At 33.0% G+C, this 19,182-nt stretch carries 18 protein-coding genes and 1 tRNA gene; 10 read left to right on the top strand and 9 right to left on the bottom strand.

Annotated features, from left to right (window positions below; translation table 11 throughout):
• The first annotated feature begins 57 nt into the window (after window positions 1–57).
• From BLP60_RS00740 to BLP60_RS00705, 8 genes are read left to right on the top strand one after another with little or no spacing between them, the layout of a single operon-like run.
• On the top strand, window positions 58–717 hold the full coding sequence (locus tag BLP60_RS00740) for a CBS domain-containing protein (protein WP_092061860.1): 660 nt from the start codon (window positions 58–60) through the stop codon (window positions 715–717).
• A complete protein-coding gene (locus tag BLP60_RS00735; RefSeq protein WP_092061856.1) occupies window positions 702–1,496 on the top strand; it encodes an ABC transporter ATP-binding protein in 795 nt (264 codons plus the stop codon). The genes BLP60_RS00740 and BLP60_RS00735 overlap by 16 nt, the downstream gene beginning before the upstream one ends.
• Before the next feature lie 4 nt (window positions 1,497–1,500).
• The gene (locus tag BLP60_RS00730; RefSeq protein ID WP_092061853.1) at window positions 1,501–3,393 is read left to right on the top strand and encodes an AMP-binding protein; all 1,893 of its coding nucleotides are present in this window, start codon (window positions 1,501–1,503) and stop codon (window positions 3,391–3,393) included.
• Between the two features lie 2 nt (window positions 3,394–3,395).
• The gene (locus BLP60_RS00725; RefSeq protein ID WP_092061850.1) at window positions 3,396–4,283 is read left to right on the top strand and encodes a branched-chain amino acid ABC transporter permease; all 888 of its coding nucleotides are present in this window, start codon (window positions 3,396–3,398) and stop codon (window positions 4,281–4,283) included.
• Window positions 4,280–5,329 (top strand): branched-chain amino acid ABC transporter permease, encoded by a 1,050-nt coding sequence (locus tag BLP60_RS00720; RefSeq protein WP_092061847.1) that lies wholly within the window; start codon window positions 4,280–4,282, stop codon window positions 5,327–5,329. The genes BLP60_RS00725 and BLP60_RS00720 overlap by 4 nt, the downstream gene beginning before the upstream one ends.
• A gap of 43 nt (window positions 5,330–5,372) precedes the next feature.
• Complete coding sequence (locus BLP60_RS00715; protein ID WP_092061844.1) at window positions 5,373–6,542, top strand: ABC transporter substrate-binding protein; 1,170 nt, start codon at window positions 5,373–5,375, stop codon at window positions 6,540–6,542.
• Between the two features lie 4 nt (window positions 6,543–6,546).
• The gene (locus BLP60_RS00710) at window positions 6,547–7,341 is read left to right on the top strand and encodes an ABC transporter ATP-binding protein (RefSeq protein ID WP_092061840.1); all 795 of its coding nucleotides are present in this window, start codon (window positions 6,547–6,549) and stop codon (window positions 7,339–7,341) included.
• A gap of 20 nt (window positions 7,342–7,361) precedes the next feature.
• Entirely contained in the window at window positions 7,362–8,582 is a 1,221-nt protein-coding gene (locus BLP60_RS00705) for a phenylacetate--CoA ligase family protein (RefSeq protein ID WP_143338897.1), read from the top strand.
• Between the two features lie 8 nt (window positions 8,583–8,590).
• Here BLP60_RS00705 and BLP60_RS00700 read toward each other — a convergent pair whose 3' ends face one another.
• The 9 genes from BLP60_RS00700 to BLP60_RS00660 form a co-directional block, all read right to left on the bottom strand.
• Window positions 8,591–9,970 (bottom strand): beta-barrel assembly-enhancing protease, encoded by a 1,380-nt coding sequence (locus BLP60_RS00700; RefSeq protein WP_092061834.1) that lies wholly within the window; start codon window positions 9,968–9,970, stop codon window positions 8,591–8,593.
• Window positions 9,967–11,214: a transcription termination factor Rho gene (rho, locus tag BLP60_RS00695; protein WP_092061831.1), complete on the bottom strand. Its 1,248-nt coding sequence runs from the start codon at window positions 11,212–11,214 to the stop codon at window positions 9,967–9,969. Before rho ends, BLP60_RS00700 begins: the two co-directional genes overlap by 4 nt.
• 184 nt (window positions 11,215–11,398) lie before the next feature.
• Window positions 11,399–11,947 (bottom strand): CarD family transcriptional regulator, encoded by a 549-nt coding sequence (locus BLP60_RS00690; protein WP_092061828.1) that lies wholly within the window; start codon window positions 11,945–11,947, stop codon window positions 11,399–11,401.
• 126 nt (window positions 11,948–12,073) lie between these two features.
• Window positions 12,074–12,655 carry an aminoacyl-tRNA hydrolase gene (pth, locus tag BLP60_RS00685; RefSeq protein ID WP_200779090.1) on the bottom strand — a complete coding sequence of 194 codons (582 nt, stop codon included), beginning with the start codon at window positions 12,653–12,655 and terminating at the stop codon, window positions 12,074–12,076.
• 69 nt (window positions 12,656–12,724) lie between these two features.
• Complete coding sequence (locus BLP60_RS00680; RefSeq protein WP_092061825.1) at window positions 12,725–13,330, bottom strand: 50S ribosomal protein L25; 606 nt, start codon at window positions 13,328–13,330, stop codon at window positions 12,725–12,727.
• A 22-nt stretch (window positions 13,331–13,352) separates the two neighbouring features.
• Window positions 13,353–14,306, bottom strand: coding sequence for a ribose-phosphate diphosphokinase (locus BLP60_RS00675; protein WP_092061822.1), 954 nt, complete (start codon window positions 14,304–14,306; stop codon window positions 13,353–13,355).
• Window positions 14,307–14,327: 21 nt separating this feature from the next.
• Window positions 14,328–14,402: transfer RNA gene (locus BLP60_RS00670), tRNA-Gln, on the bottom strand.
• A gap of 6 nt (window positions 14,403–14,408) precedes the next feature.
• On the bottom strand, window positions 14,409–15,260 hold the full coding sequence (ispE, locus tag BLP60_RS00665; protein ID WP_092061819.1) for a 4-(cytidine 5'-diphospho)-2-C-methyl-D-erythritol kinase: 852 nt from the start codon (window positions 15,258–15,260) through the stop codon (window positions 14,409–14,411).
• A gap of 8 nt (window positions 15,261–15,268) precedes the next feature.
• On the bottom strand, window positions 15,269–16,687 hold the full coding sequence (locus tag BLP60_RS00660; protein ID WP_092061816.1) for a DegQ family serine endoprotease: 1,419 nt from the start codon (window positions 16,685–16,687) through the stop codon (window positions 15,269–15,271).
• Between the two features lie 192 nt (window positions 16,688–16,879).
• On the opposite strand from BLP60_RS00660, the gene BLP60_RS00655 reads away from it, so the two are divergent.
• Both BLP60_RS00655 and BLP60_RS00650 read left to right on the top strand, forming a co-directional pair.
• On the top strand, window positions 16,880–18,583 hold the full coding sequence (locus BLP60_RS00655; RefSeq protein WP_092061813.1) for a long-chain-fatty-acid--CoA ligase: 1,704 nt from the start codon (window positions 16,880–16,882) through the stop codon (window positions 18,581–18,583).
• A gap of 2 nt (window positions 18,584–18,585) precedes the next feature.
• The gene (locus BLP60_RS00650) at window positions 18,586–19,170 is read left to right on the top strand and encodes a hypothetical protein (RefSeq protein ID WP_092061810.1); all 585 of its coding nucleotides are present in this window, start codon (window positions 18,586–18,588) and stop codon (window positions 19,168–19,170) included.
• Window positions 19,171–19,182: the final 12 nt, after the last annotated feature.

The following is a 19,182-nucleotide window of genomic DNA, read 5'->3' as shown; positions in this document are numbered from 1 at the left end:
ACCATTAACTAGTTTTTTTTAGCTTTACTCAAAATTTTTTCTTATAAGGAGGACATTATGTATGTAGGATTAAAAATGCTAACTAACTTCCCCACGCTATCTCCAAATGATTTGATCTTGGACGCAGATAAAATCATGGAAGAAAAGCGACTGTGGATGTTATTAGTAAAGGATAAAAGCAAATTAGTAGGATATATTCGGAAAGAAGATGTTCGAGCTGCACTTCCTTCTCCTGCTACTTCTTTAAGTAGGCATGAAATAAACTATCTTTTAACAAAACTAACTATTGATAAATTAATTCGAACTGACTTAATTAGCGTACATCCATCCACAGAAATAGAGCTAGCAGCCCAATTAATGTATGAAAAAAATCTACCTGGTTTAGCTGTGGTAAACAGCAAAAATAAGCTTATTGGTTATATTAATCGTTCTGTTATGTTAGAAGTCTTAGTAGAAGAAATGGGACTCATGCAAGGAGGATCTAGAATTGCATTTGAAGTAGAAGATAGAACAGGAGTTATAGCAGAAGTTTCTAAATTAATAGCAGATTTAAATATAAGTATTATTTCAACAGGTACATTTTTTCATGCCAACAAAAGAATGGTTGTTTTTAGAGTACAAACAGAAGATCCAACTCCTATTCTAAAAGAATTGTTAAAAAGAAAATATAAAGTTGTTGGCCCAGAGGATTTTGGTAAAGAATGGGAAAAAATGTAAATTTATTAACAGTAGATAAAATAACTCTTACTTTTAAAGGCATTGCAGCCTTAGTTAGTGTAAGTTTTAAAATTAAAAAAGGACAGATTGTCTCTCTTATTGGTCCAAATGGAGCTGGTAAAACCAGCATGTTAAATTGCATTAGTGGGCGATACAAACCAGACAGAGGAAAAATAACTTTAAATGGTCAAAATATATTGCAGCTACCTCCTTACAAACGGGCTAAGTTAGGTCTTGCAAGAACATTTCAGAATATTGCTTTATTCAAAGGACTTACAGTATTAGAAAATTTAATGGTAGGAAGGCATACTCATTTAAACTATGGGCTATTAGCCTCCATGTTTTATTTTGGAAAGGCAAAAAAAATAGAAGAAACTCATAGAAGAGATATAGAAAAAATTATAGATTTCTTAAATCTTTCGCCTTATCGCCATAAAATAGCAGGCTCTTTGCCATATGGAGTACAAAAAAGAGTAGAATTAGGTCGGGCATTAGCTCTAAACCCAACTCTTCTATTATTAGATGAACCAATGGCTGGAATGAACTTAGAAGAAACCGAAGATATGGCACGCTATATTTTAGACATAAATGAAGAATGGGGCATTAGTATTTTACTAGTAGAACATGATATGGGAGTGGTTATGGATATTTCCGATTCTATTGTGGTTTTAGATTTTGGACAAGTATTAGCTACAGGAACTCCAAAAGAAATTCAAAAAAACCCTAAAGTTATTGCAGCTTATTTAGGAGAAGAAGACAGTTTGTTTACAGGACGTTAATTTTATGGAGAGCAAACCTTACTACACTACTTTACCCCAACTTTTACTTAAAAATGCTCAAAAATGGCCTAATAAAACTGCCTTAAGAGAAAAATATTTGGGTATCTGGCAAAAATTTTCCTGGGATAATTACTACCAACACACAGCCTCTTTTGCCGCTGGGTTAAAAAAACTAGGACTAAAGCAAGATGATATTTTAATCTTAATTGGAGATAACAGACCAGAGTGGCTTTTTGCAGAAATAGCAATTCAATCTTTAAAAGGAATTGCTTTAGGACTATATCAGGATGCCCAGGCATCTGAAATAAAGTATATCTTTGAACTCACTCAAGCTAAAGTAGTAGTAGCAGAAGATCAAGAGCAAGTAGATAAAATTTTAAGTATCCGCAACGACCTGCCACACTTAAAATATATAATATACCACGATTCCAAAGGATTACATAATTATCAAGTAGATGGACTTCTAGACTTTAAAAAAGTTGAGAAACTAGGTGAATCAGAATCACATTTATTCCCTAAATGGGCAAAGAATACCCATCCAGAAGATATATGTCTTATAGCAACTACTTCTGGAACTACAGGGAAACCTAAGTTGGCGATGTTATCTCATGTCAATCTTCTTTCAATGGCCTGGAATTTAGGGCTGGTTGATCCCAAATATCCTTCTGACGAGTTTGTTTCCTTTTTGCCATTAGCTTGGATGGGAGAACAAATGATGGCAACAGCTTCTGCCTTACTCTTTGGTTTTTGTGTCAACTTCCCTGAAGAACCAGATACTGTTCAGGAAAATATAAGAGAAATTGGTCCTCATTTAATATTTTCTCCGCCTAGGGTATGGGAAAATTTAGCTGCCAAAGTTCAAGTCAAAATTATGGAAACTACTCCTCTAAAAAGATTTTTATTTAATCTTTTTTATCCATGGGGAGTAGAATATGCAGATAAAATATTAAATCAACAACCTCTATCTATAATAACTAAGTTAAAATATTTTTTAGCAAATCTTTTTTTATTTAGAGCCTTAAGAGATAGATTAGGATTTTCTAGGATACGATCTGCGTCTACTGGTGGAGCAGCACTTGGCCCTGATACTTTCAGATTCTTTCATGCCCTGGGAATAAACCTAAAGCAAATATATGGACAAACAGAAATTTCTGGCATCTCTTGTATTCACAGAAATAAAAAAATAGATTTTGATACCGTAGGCGAACCTATCCCGGAAACTCAAATCAAAATCTCTCAACAAGGAGAAATCCTTTCTAAAAGTCCTGCAGTGTTTAAAGGATATTATAAAAATAAAAAGGCTACAGAAGAAACCTTGGAAAGTGGTTGGTTAAAGTCTGGTGATGCAGGATACTTTAAAGAAAATGGACAATTAGTTGTAATAGATCGTTTAAAAGATGTTATGCATCTTAAAAATGGAACAAAATTTTCCCCTCAATTCTTGGAAAACAAATTAAAATTTTCTCCTTATATTAAAGAAGCAATGGTTATAGGAGAAGGTAAAGATTTTATCGTAGCCATTATTTGTATTGATATGGACATTGTTGGACGTTTTGCTGAACAAAAATTAATTACTTATACCACCTATCAAGACTTAGCATCTAAACCAGAAATTTATGCATTAATAGAAAAAGAAATTTCCTCAATCAATAAAACATTGCCTCAAAATATCCAAATAAAATCTTTTGCCTTACTTTTTAAAGAATTAGATGCTGATGATGGAGAATTAACTAGAACAAAAAAAATTCGCCGTAAATTTGTTGCAGAACGTTATAAAAAACTTATTGACGCAATGTATGAAAATAAAAATAAGACTATTTTAGAAACAGAAATAGTTTATCAAGATGGCAGTAAAAAACTCTTTAAAGGAGAAATAAAAATAAGAAAATTGGAGTAAAAATGGAATATTATCTACAACTATTTATAAATGGATTAGTAATAGGAAGTATATATTCTTTAGTAGCTCTTGGGTTTGTTATTATTTATAAAGCTACAAAAGTGGTCAATTTTGCTCAAGGAGAATTAGTTATGGTAGGTGCTTATATTTGTTTTGCCCTTACTGTACAAATAGGCCTACCATTTTGGATATCATTTATTATGACTTTATTATTTTCTATTATATTAGGTTTATGTATAGAAAAGATGGTATTACGTCCTCTTATAGGAGAACCAATAATTAGTGTTATTATGGTAACAATTGGATTATCATCTGTATTAAAGGCTATTGTGCAAGTTATTTGGGGAACACAAATTCGAGTTTATCCTCAGGTTTTGCCTAATACTCCTATTTTTATTTTTAATTTACCCATAGCTCCAGTTTATATAGCTGCCTTTATCCTCTCTATCCTTCTTCTCATTATATTTTCTTTATTCTTTAAGTTTTCTACCCTAGGCATTGCCATGCGGGCTACAGCCTTTGATCAACAGGCTGCTCAGTCTATGGGTATAGGAATAAAAAATATCTTTGCCCTTTCTTGGTGCATTGCTTGTGTAGTTTCCTCAATAGGAGGAATTATTTTAGGTAATATCAATGGAATAAATTCTGAATTGGGTTCCTTGGGCCTAAAAGTTTTTCCAGCAGTGATTTTAGGTGGTTTAGATAGTTTACTAGGAGCTGCTCTAGGCGGACTTATTATAGGTGTATTAGAAAATATTTGTGATGGTCTTGCTAAAGAGTTTTTACATTTAGGCGGAGTGAAAGAAGTAGCTTCCTTTATTATCTTGGTAATTATTTTAATGGTAAAACCCTACGGACTTTTTGGTAGTCATGAGGTAGAAAGAATATGAAAACAAATAAATGCGGACTTTTTTTTGAAAGTTACTCAGAAGAAAATCAAATATTTCCAAGTAGATTCCAAAAAATATCTTTTATTCTATTTTTTTTATTTCTAGTATTTGCTCCGTATATATGTGATTCTTATATTCTATCTCTTTTTAATTTAATCTTTATAGCTATAATAGGGGCTGTATCTCTAAATTTACTAACAGGTAGTTGTGGACAAATTTCTTTAGGACATGGAGCCTTTATTGGAGTAGGCGCATATGCCACTGCTTTTTTCTTAAATCTAGGCTTAAACTTCTTCCTTGCTCTTCTCTTAGGAGGTCTTATAACAGCTTTAATAGGCATGATTTTTGGACTACCCTCATTACGCTTAAAAGGTATATATTTAGCTATATCTACTTTGGCAGCTCAACTTATATTAGAATATATCTTCCTTCACTGGGATAGTATAACTGGAGGCTCTAATGGACTTGCCATCGACTCTCCTACTATCTTAGGAATTTATTTAGATAATGACTCAAAAATGTTTTATCTTCTTCTCGGTTTTGTGACTATAACTACTCTTTTTATAACCAATATTATGCGTACGAAATTAGGGAGGGCTTTTGTTTCTATTAGAGACTTTTATCTTTCAGCAGAAGTTATAGGGATTAATCTATTTCAGTATAAACTCTATGCATTTGGCATAAGCTCTTTTTTTGCAGGCATAGCTGGTGGACTATGGGCAAGTTATTCTATGTACATCACCCCAGAACAGTTTGGAGTAGGATTATCTATATCTTATCTTGCTATGATTATTATTGGCGGTCTTGGAAAAGTGTTAGGAAGTATTATGGGAGCAGTGTTTATCACGCTTTTACCAGAATTACTTTCTATTATTTCACAAAATTTAAGTTCTATGTTTCCTGATATAAGTACCTATGTCCTAGGTCTAAAAGAAGGAATATTCGGTCTTATTTTAATTTTATTTTTAATATTTGAACCAGAAGGCTTAGCCCATAGATGGCACCTTATAAAGTCTTATTTTAAACTTTATCCTTTTGCACACTAAATTTTATTAACTTTTTATTAACTAAAAATTTGGGGAGGTTTTTATGAAAAAATTAAGATTCTGGTTAATGTTGTTTATAAGTATAAATTTAACTTTCTCTATAGCATGGGCAAAAGAAATAAAAATAGGGGTTCTATCTGATCTTAGCGGACCTACTTCTGCTGTTGGCAGATCCTATGCTAAAGGAGTTATGGATTGTATAAAATATCTAAACAGTAAAGGCGGAATTAATGGATACAAAATAAAAGCAATCCAAGTAGATTATGCATATAATGCTCAACAAGCAATTAGTGCATACAAACGATTTGTTAAAAAAGAACATATTGTAGCCCTTCAAGGATGGGGTACGCAAGACACAGAAGCCCTGACAAGATTTGTAGCAAGAGATAAAATACCTACTTTTTCTGCTTCTTATTCAGCCCACTTAACCAATCCCAAAAAAGCACCTTTTAATTTTTTTATTGCAGCTGACTACTCAACTCAACTAAGAGCTGCTTTAAAATTTTTTAAAGATAATTGGAAACAAAAAAGAGCTCCTCGTATAGCCTTTATTTACCCAGATCATCCTTATGGACTTGCTCCTATTCCTGCAGCCAAAAATTATGCTCAAAAACTTGGGTATGAAATAGTAGGAGAAGAAAATGTTAGTTTAAAGGCTATTGACGCTACTACTCAGCTTTTAAGCTTAAAGAAAAAAAATCCAGACTATGTTTGGATTGGAGGCACAACTCCCTCTACTGCAGTAATTTTAAAAGATGCCAAAAAATTAAATTTTCATCCTGTTTTCTTTGTAAATATTTGGGGAGGAGATGAAAATTTAATTAAGTTAGCAGGCAACACAGCAGAAGGAGTGTATTCTCTTCAAGCAGCTGCAATATATGGTCAAGATGTCCCTGGAATGAAAATAATAAAACAAATAACTCAAAATAAACCTCAAATGACTCACTATATTAGAGGCTTTGCCTCTATGCTTGTAATGGCCAAAGGAATCGAAATGGCAGCTAAAGAGGGAAAAATTTCTGGTCCCCGTATTAAACAAGCTCTAGAAAATTTAAGAAATTTTAATCCCCTAGGTTTAACTCCTCCTATTAGTTATTTTCCAGATGATCATCGACCTAATATGTCTGTATTCATTTACAAAATTGAAAAAGGAAAATTTAAATTTATTCAACAAGTTAATTTAAAAAGAAAAAAAGAATGGTTAGGCAAATAAGATTATGGAAAATATTTTAAAACTTGCTAATGTAGAAGTTGTTTACGATCAAATCATTTTAGTGCTAAAAGGATTATCTTTAACAGCCAAGAAGGGCAAAATTACAGCCCTTCTTGGTGCTAATGGTGCTGGCAAAACAACTACATTAAAAGCAATTTCTGGGTTACTTTTAACTGAAAATGGAGAAGTAACCGAAGGGAAAATATTATTTCACAATCAAGAAATACAAAATTTTTCTCCAGAAAAAATAGTTCGCTTAGGTATTTTTCAAGTCATGGAAGGAAGACGTGTTTTTGAGGAACTTACTGTAGAAGAAAATCTACGCTGTGGATCATATACCAATCCTAAAAATTTTCAAAAAAATCTTGAAAAAGTATATACTTATTTTCCTAGATTAAAAGAACGCCGCAAGCAATGGGCAGGATATCTCTCAGGTGGAGAACAACAAATGTTAGCTATTGGAAGAGCGCTTATGGCTAACCCTAAACTCCTATTATTAGATGAACCATCCCTTGGTCTTGCCCCTCTTTTAGTAGAAGAAATCTTCGCAATAATAACTAAAATCAATCAAGAACAACAAGTATCTGTCCTTTTAGTAGAACAAAACGCAAGAGCTGCCTTGAATATTGCAGATTTTGCCTATATAATGGAAAATGGAAGAATTGTAATGGAAGGCAAAGCTCAAGAACTTCTCAACAATCCTGATGTAAGAGAATTTTATTTAGGTATGGGACATGGAGGAGAGAAAAAAAGCTATCGGAATGTAAAACATTATCGTAGAAGAAAAAGATGGTTATAATACCAAAAAGAGGCAAAAAAATGAACAAAACTTTTCATGACCTTGAAACCATCCCATGGGAAGAATTAAGAGAAAAAAAATTTCGAACCCTCTTAAAAACAGTAAATTTAGCCAAACATAAAGTTAAAGAATTTCAAAATAGAATATCTAACTTAAATATTTCCATAGAAACAGAGCAGGATTTTCAAAATATTCCCTTTTTACCTAAAAAAAAACTTATCGATATTCAGGAACAACACTTTTCAAATCTTTTAGCTACAGAAATAGGCGAACTTGCCCATATATATTATTCGCCTGGGCCACTTTTTGATCCAGAAGGAAATGACCCTGACTATTGGGGATGGGCTGAAGCTTTTTATGCCATGGGATTTAGACCAAAAGATATAGTTCAAATGACCTTTAGCTATCATTTAACTCCTGCAGGACTCATGTTAGAACAGCCTCTTAGAAGAATTGGTTGTGCAATAATCCCTGCAGGACCTGGTAATACTGACATTCAAATAGAAATAATGACCAAATTAAAAGTAACAGGCTTTGTAGGAATGGCTTCTTATCTAAAAACAATTGGGGAAAAGGCACTAAGCAAAGGTTTAAATCTTAAAAATGACTTTCACTTAAGAGTTGCCTTTAGCGCTGCTGAAATTCTTACCAATTCTTTGCGTAAGGAAGTAGAAAATATGTTCGATATTACTCTGCGCCAAGGATATGGAACAGCTGATGTAGGTTGTATCGCTTACGAATGCGAACACGCTAATGGAATGCACCTTTCTACTCGCTGTTGGGTAGAAATATGTGAACCAAATACAGGAAAACCACTTCCTCCAGGAGAAATAGGAGAAGTTGTAGTAACGCCTTTTTCCTCTGTCTATCCTCTAATTAGACTAGGAACAGGAGATTTATCTAAATTAGATTTTAGTCCTTGCCCATGTGGTAGAACAAGTCCACGACTAGTAGGTATTTTAGGAAGAACAGATAATACTGTAAAAGTAAAAGGACAGTTTGTTTATGAGCATCAAGTAGCAGAAGTAATAAAAGCTTTTCCTGAAATAAAATCATGGGAATTACTTATTACTAATCCTAATAAGAAAGACAAATTAACTTTGAAAATAGAAACAAATACAGATTTTAATAGTACTCATCTAGTTTCATTATTTAAAGAAAAAATCAAACTGCTTACAGGAGTGGAAATACATTCAAAATCGCTATCTTCTAAAATAGTAGATCAAAGAAAATGGGCCTAAGATAATCATTAGTAATTATTAGTTAATTCTTTATATTCTTTTTGAAGTTTTTCTAATTCTCGCTTTTGAGAAGAAGTTTTAGCAAGTAATTTAACTTTCTTTAAGTGAAATTTAAACTTTTTTATCTTATGTTGCAAAAGGTAAGCATAAGCTAAGTGCAAATGAGCTTTAAACATCTTATTATGTTTACCATAAAATATCCCTACTATTTCATGAACATTGGCATTATAAAACATTTTTACTAAGCATTCCTGGAAATATTTCTCAGCCTCTTTTATTAATCCTTCTTCTGCCAAAGCCCTTGCATAATAGAAAAGAGTAAGACTATCTTTTGAATTTAATAAAAACGACTTCTGTAAATTCAAAAGAGCTTTATTTAACTCGCCATATTGATAATAAAACTTACCAATTTCTCTATAAAATACAGCATTTTTTTTACAATCAGGAATATCATTCAAAAGAATAAAATATTTTTTCGCCTTTTCCAAAGCATTAAGTCGGGCATAAACAATCCCTTTGCCTAGTAAATCATAACAGCTATTACCCTTAAAATAATGTAAAGCCACCTTAGGACTATTATATTTGGATCTTAATAAAGTCTGGACAAGCTGAAGTTCTACACTTTTTTTTAACTCTGATTTCACCCGTAAACGTTTTAATCTATCTTCTAAATATCCGATCCTTTCTTCTACTGCAGGATGAGTTGATAAGTAGGAAGGTAAAGTTCCTCCACTTAACCAACGTTGTTTCCTTATTTTTTTAAAAACTTCCACCATTCCCCAAGGGTCATATCCTGCTTTAACCAAATAATTTAATCCTATTTGATCTGCTTCTCTTTCATTTTCTCTTGTATATTTTAAAAGAGCACTTTGAGCTCCTGCAATTGAGCCTATCATCAAAGCCTGTCCTGCTTGAGTATTACCTCCTACTAAGATACCTGCCAGTAAAGTCAGTATACTTCCTACGCTTACTAGTTGAGAACGTTCTATGTTTTTAGCCACATGACGTTGAGTAAGATGAGCTAATTCATGAGCTAAAACACCTGCAAGTTCACTATCTGAGTCTACTTTTTCAACCATACCTGAATATACCACCATATAGCCAGCCAAGGTTGCAAATGCATTCATAGCATTGTTTTGAACCACATCAACTTCAATTTTAAAAGGATAGTAAGGAGCACTTTTAGCTAATTTAAAGACCATTTGACGAACATAGGAATTAATTTCAGGATCTTGAATTAAAGGAAGATGGGAACGAATAATTTTTTTAAATTTTTTCCCTAATTCAGCTTCTTTTTTTAAGCTAAACTCCCCAAACGCATTGCAAGTATAGGGATAAAAGCAAAATAAAAAAATACTTAAAATAAAACGAACAGTGCGGAAGATCATTTATTCATCATATCTAAAAATTCTTTATTAGATTTTGTTCCACGCATTTTATCAAGCAAAAATTCCATACTCTCTAAAGGATTCATAGGTGCTAATACCTTTCTTAAAATCCAAACCCTATTTAAAATATCTGAAGGTAATAAAAGTTCTTCTTTTCTAGTACCAGAACGATTAATATCAATTGCAGGGAAAATACGTTTTTCAGCTAAATGTCTGTCTAAATATAAATCCATATTTCCAGTACCTTTAAACTCTTCAAAAATAACTTCATCCATCCTAGAGCCTGTATCAATAAGTGCAGTTGCAATAATGGTCAAACTTCCACCTTCTTCTACATTTCTTGCAGCTCCAAAAAATCTTTTTGGTCTTTGTAAAGCATTAGCGTCTAAACCACCAGAAAGAACTCGTCCAGAAGAAGGAGTAACAGCATTATAGGCTCTAGCCAATCTAGTAATACTGTCTAATAAAATCACTACATCCATTTTTCGCTCTACCAAGCGTTTAGCCTTTTCAATAACCATTTCTGCTACCTGCACATGTCTCTGAGGTGGCTCATCAAAAGTAGAGCTAATAACTTCTGCCTTTACTGTACGTGCCATATCAGTCACTTCTTCTGGTCGCTCATCAATTAATAACACAATTAAATAAACTTCTGGATGATTAGCATTAATAGAATTGGCAATAGTTTGTAATAGCATTGTTTTCCCTGTTCTAGGAGGAGCAACAATAAGCCCTCTTTGTCCTTTTCCTATAGGAGTTAACAGGTCTATAATACGAGAAGAATAATTTTCTGCACCATTTTCAATAATAAATCTATCATTAGGATAAATAGGGGTTAAATTATCAAAAAGAATGATTTTACGAACATCTTCAGGAGGAGCAAAGCACACTTCATTAATTCTTAATAAAGCAAAATAACGCTCAGCCTCTTTTGGAGGTCTAATTTGTCCAGCAACTACATCTCCAGTTCTAAGTCCAAATCTTCTAATTTGAGATGGAGACACATAAATATCATCTGGTCCAGGCATATAACTATACATAGGAGAACGCAAAAAACCAAAACCATCAGGAAGAATTTCTAAAACACCTTCTCCATAAATAGAACCATTTTGGGCAGCATAGGTTTTTAAAATAGAAAAAATTAATTCTTGTTTAGTTAGGCCACTAGGATTTTCTACTTTAAATTCAGAAGCAAGGTCCATTAATTCTGCCATTGATTTCTTTTTCAACTCAGATAAATTCATACACTTTCACTCCTCTTACAAAATTTTATATTCTTTAAATTAAGTTTAAATATAAACCAAACAAAAAATATTTAAATAGAACAACACAGATTTAAAAAAACGGTTGGGTCAGAAATGAAGGGATACTTACAACTTAAGATCAAATCTCCTTTAGAAAGTAAAAAACAAAAAATCAATATCTTTTTTACTCTGAATTATCTCTTTGTTCAAGATTTTCTTCATCTTCTTCTTGTTTTTTACCCAAAATATCAGCAAATAACTCTTCTACTCTTTTTTTGGCTTCACTTTGAGGAATGTTTAAAGCATAGGAAAGTTCCATAGAAATAAGAGACATAGCATGTTCTAATAATCTTCTTTCGCCAAAAGACAACTCTTTATCCTGACTAATAAGATATAACTCTTTTAAAACATAAGCTACATCTTTTAAATCACTACTTTTTAACTTTTCAGAATATTCTCTATAACGACGATTCCAATTTTGCCCTGTATAACCAGTGAAATCAGAACGATCTTTTAAAAACTCTAAAATTCCCTCTCCTTGTTCTTTACTATATACTGATCTTAATCCTACATTTTCAGCATTGCTCACAGGTACCATTAAAGTAACATTATTACTAAGAATTCTTACAATATAAAGCTGGGTTTTTACTCCACCAATCTCCTGCTCCTCTATTCTTTCCACCATTCCTACACCTTGAGCAGGATAAACAACTAATTCTCCCACATTAAACACAACCACGGCCTCCTCTATTCTAGATAGACTATTTCACCATTATCTGAGTTATATATATGTTAGCCTAAAATCAAAAATAAGTCTATGGTTTTTGCGAAGACTTAAATAAAAAAGAAAGCAGGAGATTTATATATTTTTCCGATTAAATTTTTCTTGAGCTTTAATAAAACCTTCTTTTAAACAACAAAAAACAGCTTCTTTAGCTATTTTAATCACATCTTGCCATTTTTTTTGTTGCTCTTTATAAAAAGGAGAAAGGACAAAAGATGCAATATCTTCCCCATAAAGAGGGCGACCAATTCCTACCCTTAAACGCAAAAAGTCTCGGTTGCCCAATTCCCTACAAATAGACTTTATACCATTATGTCCAGCTGTTCCTCCCCCAGCCTTAAATTTCAATCTTCCAAGAGGTAAATCCAATTCATCATGAATCACTAATATTTCTGAAGGTAAAATTTTATAAAAAAAAGCAATCTTAGATACTGCAATACCACTTGCATTCATATAAGTAAAAGGTTTAAGAAAAAATATCTTTTGTTTATTATCTAACTCCCGAATAAAAAACAACTCTCCTAAAGAAAAATTTTCTTTTTCTACATTTAAACCCTTTTCTTCTAAACACCTATCAACAATTTGAAAGCCAATATTGTGCCGCGTATCTTTATATCTAGCTCCTGGATTTCCTAAACCAACCACTAATTTAATCATTTCTTTCTACAAAACAAAAGCCCCTTAAAAGGGGCTTTTTTAAATACTACAAAGTATATTTATAAAAAATTATTCTTCCTCTTCCTCTTCTTCCTCTTCAGCTTCTTCTTTTTCTGGTTCTACTACTCCCACTACTGCAAAATTCTCATCAAAAACAGCTTTAACCCCTTCTGGCATACTTAACTCATCTATATGGAGATTTTGATTAAGATCAAGTTCACTTACATCTATCTCTATGAACTCTGGAATATTAAGAGGTAAACATCTAATCTCTAATTCTTCTCTAAATATCTCTAAAATACCTCCCTTTTCTACTCCCTTGGCTTTTCCAACTACTTTAACAGGAACAGATACATCCACTTCTTCTTTTAGATTAGGGCCATAAAAATCAATATGGACAACTTGATCTTTAACAGGATGCTTTTCCACTTCCCATATCAAAGCAGATCTTTTCTCATCTTTTCCACCATTAACAATATTCAATTCTACCACATTCGTACTTCCTGCCTGATGCCAAGCCTTTAAAAAAGGGCCATTTTTAACTTGAAGCAAAATATTATCGCCTTTAAAGTCATAATAAACAGCAGGTATATACCCTTCTTTTCTCAATTTTTTGTTTGTCTCTTTTCCTTTTGTCTCCCTCTTTTCCACTTGCAGACTAATCATCTCAGCCATATTTGACTCCTTACAAATAACTTTACTTAATCCTAGAAAACAACACACTTACAGAAGACTCTGTATGTATGTTGTGAATTGCCTTTGCAATAAGACTGGCAACAGATATAACTTTAAACTTTCCACACTTCTCAGCTTCTTCCTTTAAAGGAATGGTATCTGTAACTATAATCTCTTTAAAACAAGATTTTTTAAGTCTTTCTATTGCTGGACCAGAAAGAACAGGATGAGTAGCACAAGCATACACTTCTTTTGCCCCATTTTCTTTTAAAACTCTACCTGCCTCCACCATGGTACCAGCAGTATCAATCATATCATCAAGCACTATAGCAACTTTATCTTTAACCTCTCCAATAACTCTCATTGCCTGAGCTTTATTTGGAGTATCTCTTCGTTTATCAATAATAGCAAGTTCAGCCCCCAATCTTTTTGCATAGGCCCTTGCTCTTTCAGTTCCACCTGCATCAGGAGACACAACTACAACATCTCCTTCAATAGATTTCATATAATCCAATAATACTTCTGCTGCATAAAGATTATCCACAGGGATATTAAAAAAGCCTTGAATTTGACCTGCATGTAGATCAACTGTTAACAATCGACTAACCCCTGCAGTAGTAATAAAATCAGCTACTAATTTTGCACTTATAGGAACCCTAGGAACAACTTTTCTATCTTGCCTAGCATACCCATAATAAGGCACTACAGCAGTAACACGCCCAACACTTGCCCTTTTTAAGGCATCTAACATCAAACAAAGTTCCATTAAGTTATGATTTACAGGAGCACACGTAGGTTGGACAACAAAAACATCATCTCCCCTTACATTATCACCAACCTCTACTCTAATCTCACCATCACTAAACGTACTAACCAGCGTAGGAGACAAAGTCATCCCTAAATGATTACAAATTGCCTCTGCTAAGGCAGGATTTGCTGTCCCAGTAATAATTTTTAATTCACCATGTCTTGGCATTTGAAACCACACTCAAAAAAATGGCTGGGGCGGAAGGATTCGAACCCTCGCATGACGGGACCAAAACCCGTTGCCTTACCACTTGGCGACGCCCCAGCAAGGTTAGACAAAAGAATAATTATACGACAATAAACCTAATTTGTCTAGAACTGCTTGAGCCTGTTTTTGCTTTTTTGTTTCCCTAAACAAAAAAAACATTGCAGAACCAGACCCACTCAAACCTCCCCCGCAAGCACCAAGCTTAAACATTTCCTCTTTTAACTCTCTCATTTGAGGGTAGGCATGAAATATTATCTTTTCAAAATCATTTAAAAGAACAATCCGTCCCTGAGAAACAGACTTTTTATTTATCCAAGCGGATAATGTCAAGAAAGATTTTTTAGATATTTGGATTTTATCCCAACATTCATAAGCCCATTTAGTAGAAATTTTAATTTTTGGACAAATTAACAAGCCTTTCAGCCCTGTTAAATCAATAGCTAAGGGCTCTATCTTTTCTCCAATCCCTTCAACCCAAGAAGGTTTGTTAAATAAAAAAAAAGGAACATCTGCACCCAACTGAGAAGCTATTCTAATTAAAGAATTTTTACCTAGAGGAGTTGGTAAAAGGTGATTTAAAAAATTCAAAAACACTGCCGCATTAGCACTTCCGCCTCCAAGTCCAGCTCCAATTGGTACTTTTTTATTTAAATAAACTTTACATCCTCCTTGAAATCCTGTTTCCTTTTTAAAAAGCCAAAAACATTTTTCTAAAATATTATTTTGTTCTAAAAATTTAAAATTAGAAGTCAAAAAAAAACTTTCTTCAGAAGTTAACGTTACTTTTATTTCATCCGTTGGATATGGTAGAGGAAAAAACAGAGAGGTTAGCAAATGGTAACCATTTGCTAACCTCTCTCCTATCTTTAAAAACAAATTAACCTTACATCTAGAAACTAATAAAACTTCATCCATTTAAAACACTATTTTATATCTTCTAAAGAAATTGTTCTAAATAAATTTTGTCCATTCCGTCTAAGCAATAACATCAACACTTTTTTAGGTTTAGCATCTTTTAAATAAATCTTTTCAAGCTCATGAACACTATCTACTTCATGCCCATTAGCTTCCAAAATAACATCACCTGGACGAATATCACTTCTATCTGCCAAAGAATTATCTTCCACAGCAGTAATCAAAAGACCTTTTACACTATTTAAACCTAAAGCCTTAGCTTCTTTTGGAGTAATTGGTCTCACACTTATACCAAGTTCTCCAAACGTAAATTCCTGGACTTTAGAACTTGTTCGAGCAAGTTTTCTTAAATCTCTTTCTCCTAATATTACTTTTAATTCTTTTATTTTACCTTTTCTCCACACAGAAATAGTAATTTTAGTCCCAGGTAAAAGATTGCCTATTTTTCTCGTAAGATCAGAAGAATCTTCCACTGGTCTTCCATTAACAGCAATAATCACATCTCCTGGCTTAACGCCTGCTTTATCTGCTGGATCTCCAGGAGTTACAGAGGCAACCAAAGCTCCTTTTGCTTTCTCTAGTCCTAAAGCCTTTGCTGTATTTTCATCTACATCTTGAATAGTAACTCCTAACCAACCACGTCTTACTTTTTTGTTCTTTTTTAGCTGTTCAATTACGCGTTTAGCCAAATTACTAGGAATCGCAAAACCTATTCCCTGCCCAGAAGCAATAATTGCGGTGTTAATACCTATCACTTTTCCATCTAAATTTAACAAAGGTCCACCGCTATTTCCTGGATTAATAGAAGCATCTGTTTGAATAAAATTATCATACGGACCCTCGCCAATTACTCTACCTTTAGCACTAACAATACCAGCAGTGACTGTATGATCTAAGCCAAAAGGATTTCCTATTGCCACAACCCACTGTCCAACTTTTAACTTATCTGAATCTCCAAATTCTAACGTAGGCAAATTATGAGCATTAATTTTTAACAAGGCTAAATCTGTTTCTGGATCTGTTCCTACTATCTTTGCATTATAAGTCTTTTCCCCGTTTTTACTATGAAAAGTAACTTTAATTTGATCTGCACCTTCTACTACATGATTATTAGTTACAATATAACCATCAGGAGAAATAATAAATCCAGAACCAAGAGATCTCTGTTTTCTGGGTTTTTCTAATTGTCTTCCAAAAAACTTCTCAAACTGATCAAAAAAGTCATCAAAAGGAGTGCCACCTCTAGGAAAATTATGAAAAAAACCTCTTAAATTAGGTCCTTTTATTACCTTAACTGTTCCAATATTAACAACAGCCTTTCCTGCTTTTTCTGCCAACTCAGTAAAATCAGGTAATCCAGCCCATGCCACACTAACCAAAAATAAAAAACTCACTACCAAATTAAAAAAGAAAACCCGCTTTTTCATTTCTAGCCTCCCTAAGCAGAAAAAAATTTCAACCGCAGAGCTCTGCCATAAGTTTACCAAGTAATCACCATCTCTTAACTAGTCAATCCATTGTCTTATAATCTACCCCATTTCAAATATAGACAAAACTTGCGAGAATTTTTTTTTTAGATTACCTGAAAGACTTCTATCTTCATAGCAAAAGGAAAAACAATGCTTATTGATGAAATTAAAAGACCATGGCTAAAACACTATGATCCAGGCATAAGCCCAAAACTTCACTACGAGAAACTGCCTCTTTACGAATTTTTAGATCGTACAGCTCAAAAATATCCTCACAGAACTGCTATTATCTTCAATAATTGGAAAATTTCATATAAAAAGTTAAAAGTCCTAACAGACTTTATTGCTTCTAACTTAAAAAAACAAGGTCTTCGTCCAGGAGACCGAATAGCTATTATACTTCCCAATTTACCTCAAACTATTTTAAGTTATTGGGGAGCTTTAAAAGCTGGTGGAGTAATAGTAATGACAAATCCTCTCTACATGGAAAAGGAAATACTCCACCATTTCAATGATTCTCAAGCAAAATTTCTTATTACTCTTGATTTACTTTGGTCTAAAATCAATAAAATGTTACCTCATTTACCAATTCAAAAAATATTTATAACAAAAATAAGTGACTGTTTAAAATTTCCTTTAAATCTTTTATACAAAATTAAAACAACAAGAGAAAAAACTTCTCCTAAAATTAAATTCTCTTCCCAAGTAATTCCTTGGAAAACACTATTAAACAAAAATAATAAATCAATTAAATTTAGACCAAATCCCTTAAATGATATTGCGCTACTCCAATATACAGGAGGGACAACAGGTGTTTCCAAAGGGGTTATGTTAACCCATTACAACATGGGTACAAATATTCAGCAATGTATACATATACTACATGAAATGAAAAATGAAAAAAATACCTTTCTTGCTATTTTGCCGTTTTTTCATATCTATGGATTAACTGTTTGTGTAAATTTCGCTACTGCTATTGGAGCCACTATTATACCAATGCCTAGATTTTCCCCTTTAGACGTCTTAAAAATCATAGATAAATTAAAACCCACTATCTTCCCCTCAGCACCATCTATATTTACAGCTATTTTGCAACAAAAAAATCTTCAAAAATTTGATTTATCTTCCATAAAATATTGTATTTCAGGATCTGCTCCAATTCCTGTAGAATTAATTGAAAGATTTAAAAAGTTAACAGGCGCAGAAATAATAGAAGGATATGGACTTACTGAAGCCTCTCCAATAACCCACTTAAATCCTCTAAAAGGAAAAAAGAAATATGGTTCTATTGGTTTACCCTTTCCAGATACAGATGCCTGTATTGTAGATATGGAAGTCGGCACAGTACCTCTGCCCCCTGGTAAAGTAGGAGAATTAATAATAAAAGGCCCTCAGGTAATGAAAGGATATTGGAATAGACCTGATGAAACAGCAAATGTACTTAGAAACAATTGGCTTTATACTGGAGATATAGCTTATATGGATGAGGAAGGTTATTTTTTTATTGTTGACAGAAAAAAAGATTTAATTATCTCTGGAGGGTATAATATTTATCCCAGAGAAATAGATGAAGTACTTTATGAGCATCCAAAAGTAAAAGAGGCTGTAACTGTGGGAATACCTAGCCCTACAAGAGGAGAAATAGTAAAAGCATATATTGTGCCTAAGGAAGGAGAAACTATCACAAAAGCAGAAATTATAAAATTTTGTAAAGAAAAGCTTGCCAATTACAAAGTTCCGCGTCAAGTAGAGTTTAGAAAAGAACTACCAAAAACAATGGTAGGAAAAATTTTAAGAAGGGCTTTAAAAGAAGAAGAATTAAAAAAATTACCCAAACAACAAAAGGAGAGTTAACCATGTATTGTGCTAAATGCAAGTATACTACGTTTGACCATTTTGATAACTGTCCTAAATGTGGAAAAAGTTGGCAAGAAGAAAAAGAAAAGTTGGGATTAGGATGGTTAAACTTTGTGTCAGGAAATTTTTCTGACCTTGAAACACAAGAACTTGAAGAAACAAAAATTTCTCCCCAAGAAGAAAAATTTGAATTTGAAAACAATGAAGAATCAGTGTTTTCTTTAGAACAAGAAACTCCAGTAGAAAAATCAAAAGACGAGCATGCTCCTCTACTAGAGGCAAATATTACTTCAGACTCAAACATTTCTAATGAATCTGAAGAAATGGAAATCGAATTTTCTCCAGAAAATATTTTTGAAGAACCATCTTCAGAAGGTACTGAGGACTCTATCTCTACTGCCTCCCAAGATAACCATGACGAAATTATGTCTGAGTTACTAGACGACCTATCTTTAGAAGAAGAATCATCCACTCTTCCAGAAGAACCAGAAGAAGAGGAAGAGATGGAAGAATTACTAGAAGATATTGATGAATTAGAAGAAATGCTAGAGGACGATAAATCTTCCCACTCTCCTAACAAATAATGGAGAAACAGA

This window comes from Desulfonauticus submarinus (assembly GCF_900104045.1).
Taxonomy (GTDB): Bacteria; Desulfobacterota; Desulfovibrionia; order Desulfovibrionales; family Desulfonatronovibrionaceae; genus Desulfonauticus; species Desulfonauticus submarinus.
This window is presented reverse-complemented; position numbering and strand designations above follow the sequence as displayed.